The organism is Streptomyces rugosispiralis, assembly GCF_024505145.1.
GTDB lineage: Bacteria > Actinomycetota > Actinomycetes > Streptomycetales > Streptomycetaceae > Streptomyces > Streptomyces rugosispiralis.
On record NZ_JANIAA010000105.1, the window covers coordinates 1 to 5,462 of the forward strand.

The 5,462-nt window shown below is 68.2% G+C and carries 4 protein-coding genes and 1 pseudogene; 2 read left to right on the forward strand and 3 right to left on the reverse strand.

All coding sequences use genetic code 11. The features are described from left to right. Positions 1–294: 294 nt before the first annotated feature. Both NP777_RS46405 and NP777_RS46410 read left to right on the forward strand, forming a co-directional pair. Positions 295–987: a FadR/GntR family transcriptional regulator gene (locus NP777_RS46405; RefSeq protein WP_256656243.1), complete on the forward strand. Its 693-nt coding sequence runs from the start codon at positions 295–297 to the stop codon at positions 985–987. Continuing rightward, entirely contained in the window at positions 984–2,243 is a 1,260-nt protein-coding gene (locus NP777_RS46410) for an MFS transporter (RefSeq protein WP_256656244.1), read from the forward strand. Before NP777_RS46405 ends, NP777_RS46410 begins: the two co-directional genes overlap by 4 nt. Positions 2,244–2,348: 105 nt before the next feature. Here NP777_RS46410 and NP777_RS46415 read toward each other — a convergent pair. From NP777_RS46415 to NP777_RS46425, 3 genes and pseudogenes are all read right to left on the reverse strand, one after another. Continuing rightward, positions 2,349–2,913: pseudogene (locus tag NP777_RS46415) on the reverse strand (nucleoside monophosphate kinase). Positions 2,914–3,165: 252 nt separating this feature from the next. Next, positions 3,166–3,726, reverse strand: coding sequence for an NUDIX domain-containing protein (locus NP777_RS46420; RefSeq protein ID WP_256656245.1), 561 nt, complete (start codon positions 3,724–3,726; stop codon positions 3,166–3,168). Between the two features lie 88 nt (positions 3,727–3,814). Further along, positions 3,815–5,380: an acyl--CoA ligase family protein gene (locus NP777_RS46425; protein ID WP_256656246.1), complete on the reverse strand. Its 1,566-nt coding sequence runs from the start codon at positions 5,378–5,380 to the stop codon at positions 3,815–3,817. Between the last annotated feature and the right edge of the window lie 82 nt (positions 5,381–5,462).

A 5,462-nucleotide genomic window follows, 5' to 3' on the forward strand; every position in this document is an offset into this window, starting at 1 on the left:
GAACGTCGGCGCCTCCCTCACCTCGGGCGCGGTCATCTGCGAGATCAAGGACTAGACAGGAACGATCGCTGTGGCTCCACTCGGAGGTAGACCCCAGGATTGACTGGCGCTTCCGTGGACGCCGGGGCCCGCTCAGGGCATGGGCTGTTGATTTCCGCCCATCGAGTGGTCCCACCTTGGTAGGTCGTGGTTCCGGAGCGGGCGGACAGTGCGGCGGCCGAGTCATCAAGGGCCAATGCGGGTGGCGACCTGCATCACGTACAGATGTCAGACATTCGGTGTTAGGGTCGCCTTATGAGAGATCTTCGTGCGCCGCGCCGCGTAGCGAGCCTGTCGGCGCAACTGGTGGACACCCTCCGCGAGCAGATCACATCCGGCGCCTGGCCTGTAGGGATGCGGATCCCGCCCGAACATGACCTGGTCGAGCAACTCGGTGTCGGGCGTACGACGGTGCGCGAGGCGCTCGGCGCGCTGGTGCATCTGGGCCTGCTGGAGGCCAGGAAGGGTGACGGGACGTACGTCCGGACATCGAGCGAAATGCACTCGGTACTGATGAGACGTGCCAACACCTCGAGGTGGAGCGATGTGCTGGAACTCCGCGCGGTGCTGGAAGAGTACGCCTCGGGCCTGGCCGCGTTGCGGCGTACCGAAGACGACCTGAATCGCCTGCGGCACCTCCTCGACGAGGCCGAGGCCGCAGCGGATTCACCGGAGACGGCCGCCGACGTGGAGATCGATGCCCGCTTCCACCAGGCCGTGGTGAGTGCCAGCGGGAACACCCTTCTCACCGAGGTGTACGACGTCCTCAGCGTCGCGGTCACCGAACAGATCGGCGGCACGGTCTGGCCCAGCGCGACGGCCGCACGCCACAGCCTTCTGCACAGGCGTCTCGTTGAGGCGATCGCCGCCCAGGACGAGGTCGGTGCACGCTACTGCGCCACCGAGATCGTGAAGCTCTCCGAGACCGGAACGGAACGACAGAAGTGACCACCTCGAGGAACTCCCGCGCCGGCCTCACCACGGCCACGAAGGCCGACCGGATCGCAGCCCCGAAGACGCCGGTTACTACGCCCACCCTTTCGGCCAGCCTCTTGATCGCGATCCTGTTGGTGGCGGCCAACCTGCGCGTGACCTTGACGGGTGTGGGCACACTGCTGCCGGCCATCGAGCACGACACCGGGTTGACCGCGTCAGCGGGTGGCGTACTGAGTACCCTGCCGCTGTTTGTGTTTGCCGTGACTTCGCCCTTCGTCGGGCGCACCTCGCACCGGGTCGGCACCACCCGCCTTCTCGTGGCCGCCCTCGCCGTGCTGGCAGTGGGCACCGTGATCCGGTCCTTGCCTTCGATCGCCTGTCTGTTCGCCGGAACCGTGATCCTCTCGGTGGCCATCGCGGTTGGCAACGTCCTGCTGCCCACGGTGATTCGTACCCACGTGCCCGGCCCGCGGGTTCATACCGTCAGCGCTCTCTACGTCACCGCCATGGGAGTGGTCGCCGCTCTGTCCTCCGGCATCTCCGTCCCGCTTGCCGAGGCCCTGCCCGGAACCTGGCATTCCGCCCTGGCCTGGGGAGTGGTCGTCGCCGTCGCCGCTCTCGCCGTATGGCTGCCTCGGCTCCGCGGGTCCCGGCCCGACGGCGGCGTGCGGTCTCGTGGGACACACGCTCGAACCCCATGGCGATCCTGGCTGGCGTGGCAGGTGTCCTTCTTCATGGGCCTGCAGTCCCTTGCCTTCTACACCGCCGTCGCTTGGCTGCCCAGCATCCTCGGTCAGCAGGGCATGAGCACCACGGCTGCCGGCTGGATGCTGTTCTACTACCAGCTCGTCGCACTGGTCACGAGCATGTTGCTGCCTTTGATCACTCGAGGCCGCCACGACCAGCGCTTCGCTGCCGCCGCGGGCTCAGCGATCGTCGCCGCGGGCTTCGCGCTCCTGCTCCTCTTTCCGGCGCTCGCACTCGCGGCGTGCACTCTTCTCGGGTTGGGCGCCGGTGTCTGTCTCGTGCTCGCCCTGAGCTTCCAAAGCCAACGTGCCACTGGTCCCAGCGAGACCACAGCCCTGGCCGGGATGGCTCAGTCCATCGGCTATCTCGTCGCCGCGGCCGGCCCCCTTCTTCTGGGCGTCCTCCACGACACCACCGGCAGCTGGACTGGTGCTCTCCTTCTCCTCACCGCATTGAGCCTGGTCATGGCCGCTGCCGGTTATGGCGCCGGACGCGACCGCCACGTTCAGACCCCGGCCTGACCGCGAGACGGATCAACGCCGTCCAGAACACATCGGACCGGACGCGGGAACGCGGAGAACGCGGAGTCAGCCGTCAACCACGTCGCGGCACACTGGTGCCGGCCGCTACTTGCCGTCGTCCTCGCGCTTGAGGGCTTCCAGCGCCCGCCGCGTGACCTCGTCCACCGGGCCCAGGGCGGAGATCGTAACCGCCAGGCCCCGCGTCTTGTAGTACTCGATGATCGGCTCGGTCCGCGTGTAGTAGACCTCGAGCCGCCTGCGGACGGTCTCCTCGGAGTCGTCGTCGCGCTGGTAGAGCTCGCCGCCGCAGACGTCGCACAGGCCCTGCTTCTTCGGCGGGCCGTACGACACGTGGAAGACGTGTGCCGACCGGCCGCGGCAGATGCGCCGGCCGGCGATGCGCTCGATGACCTTCCTCGGGGACTTCGAGGTCAAGAACCGCGTCCAGCTTGGTGGCCTCGGTCTTCAGCAGCTCGTCGAGCGCCTCGGCCTGCGAGACGTTGCGCGGAAAACCGTCGAGCAGGAAGCCGTTCTCGGCATCCGGCTGTCGCATGCGGTCCTTCGCCATCGCGATGGTGAGCTCGTCGGGGACGAGGTTGCCGGCGTCCATGGAGACCTTCGCGAGCAAGTAGCGGCGTGCGAGGGCACCCCACTGGGGGGTGGCGCCGATGCCGACCGAACCGGTGGAGTAGTCGACCGGGTCGGGGTCCTTGGTCGCGGCTGACAGCCACAGCACCCGCCGTTCGACCGACTTCAGCGCGGCAAGCTCCTCCGCCTGGGCAGGGCCGCCGTCGCCGCCGGCCGACCTCAGTTCCGCGACCATCACAGACCGCCTCCGCATTCGGCACCATGCCTCATCAGGAGTTTCGCGTTCTGCTCCGCCAGAGGACGGATGACTCTGCGACCGCACAAGATGTTTCTTTCAAGACGCGGCCCCATCACACGCCTTGGCTGACGGCAGAGCTTCGACTGCCCGCAGGACATCTGTCAGCCATGCGACCTGCCCGTCGAACTGTGCCAGCTTCCGGGGCCGTACCCATCGGTATGCCTTGTGCTCCCAGTTGAGAGTGAGCCGACGCTGACCGGTGCAGGCCATAAAGGTGTGCACGGTCCAGTCCGGCCCGCCACGAGGGTCGGCGAGACGCAGCGTGGGGCCCGCGGTCAGCTGCTCCAGAGCGCGGGCGGGGAGCAGAGTCTCCTCCCAGATCTCCTGGATGGCTTGCCGCACCGGGTCGCTGTCGGCGTCCAGATATCCGGTGATGCAGTGCCACAAGCCCGCGTCATGCTGGACAGATCCACTGCGCTTGAACAACCCGATGCGCCCTCGCCACATGAGGATGACGGCGACGACTTGTCGCGGGACCCGAGACGTGGGTCGACCGGACTCATTCAGGGACCGTGCCCCTTGTGAGGCCTGGGAGACCACCCCGCGACCACCGTCTTCGGTACGGACACCCGGGTAGGCCCCGATACGCTTCTTCATCTGGTGCCTCCTTCATGCGACGGCCTGGAGCACGAGGTTGGACACGCGCTGACGACGGCCTCGCGTGCCACCGGTCCGTGCCCGTCGTTCAGCGGATGCGGCTCTCGCTCCCGGCCCATGCCCTGTCCCGCAACATGAACTTCTGGATCTTCCCGGTGGAGGTCTTCGGCAACTCGGTGAATGTGACCGTCTTCGGCGCCTTGAACCGGGCCAGCCTGTCCTTCACATGCTCGATGATCTCCGCCTCGGTGGCCGTGGCGCCTTCCCGCAGGCTCACATAGGCGGCAGGGACCTCACCCCAGCGCTCGTCCGGCACCGCGATCACCGCCGCCTCCAGTACCGCCGGATGGTCCATGATCGCCTGCTCCACCTCGACCGACGCGATGTTCTCCCCGCCCGAGATGATCACGTCCTTCGAGCGGTCACGCAGTTCCACGTACCCGTCGGGGTGCAGGATGCCGATGTCCCCGGTCCGGAACCATCCGTCCGGCACCGCTGCCAGGGTGGCCTCCGGGTCGTCGAGGTAGCCGAGCATGAGGTTGTTGCCGCGCAACGCGATCTGCCCCGTGGTGACACCGTCCGCGGGGACGTCCGTACCGTCGTCCGCGATCACCCGCGGCACGCACGAGATCATGTTCCCGACGCCCTGACGCGCCTTGAGCCGCGCTTGTGCCGCGGCGTCGCGGTCGTTCCACTCGGGGCGCCAGTCGCACAGCATCGCCGGGCCGTAAGTCTCGGTCAGCCCGTACAGATGCGTGACTTCGAACCCCAGCTCCGCCGTCCGCCGCAGGATCGCCGGCGACGGCGGCGCCCCACCGGTGGCGATCCGCACCGTGCGGTCCAGTGGGGCGGCCTCCTGGGCGTAGGCGATCATCGACAGCACCGTCGGCGCCCCGTTGAGATGCGTGACGCCCTCCTCCCGAAGCAGTCGCCAGATCTCCGCCGGATCCACCTTCGGCAGGCAGACGTGCGTCCCAGCCGCCGCGGTCACCGCCCACGGGAACGTCCATCCGTTGCAGTGGAACATCGGCAGCGTCCACAGGTGCACGCTCGACGGCGTCAGTCCGGTGTGCCCCACCATCGCCACGGCCTGCAGGAACGCGCCCCGGTGGTGGTACATCACGCCCTTCGGGCGGCCCGTGGTCCCCGAGGTGTAGTTGATCGACAGCAGCGCCCGTTCGTCGGCCGGGGTCAGGTGCAGCGGCTCCGCCGCGGCCAGCAGATCCTCGTATTCCCGCCCCGCCCTGATTCGGTGCGGTGGGGCGTCCAGCCGGGCGAGGGCCTCGTCCACCAACGCGTCGAACGACGGGTCGTGGATCAGTACGGACACCTTGGAATGCTCCAGGATGTAGGCGACCTCGCCCACCGACAGCCGGGTGTTCACCGCGACCAGCGGCACCCCCGCCCACGGCACCCCGTAGTGCGCCTCCAGCGACATATGCGTGTTCGGTGCCAGCACCGCCACCGGACGCCCCCCGGCCAACGAGGCCAGCCCGCCCGCCAACCGCTGACACCGATCACGCAGCTCCGCATAGGTCCACCGGGACCGCCCGTCCACCACCGCGACCCGATCCCCGTGCGCCGCCGCGGCACGATCCAGATACGACGTCGGGGTCAACGGCTCGAAGGACAAGGAGTCCAGGTCGCCGGTCATCGCACCGCTCCGGGTGCCGGGATGCCGGTCGTGATCTGGAGGATGCCGTTGTCGTGGTGTTCGGTGAGGATGTTGCCGGTGC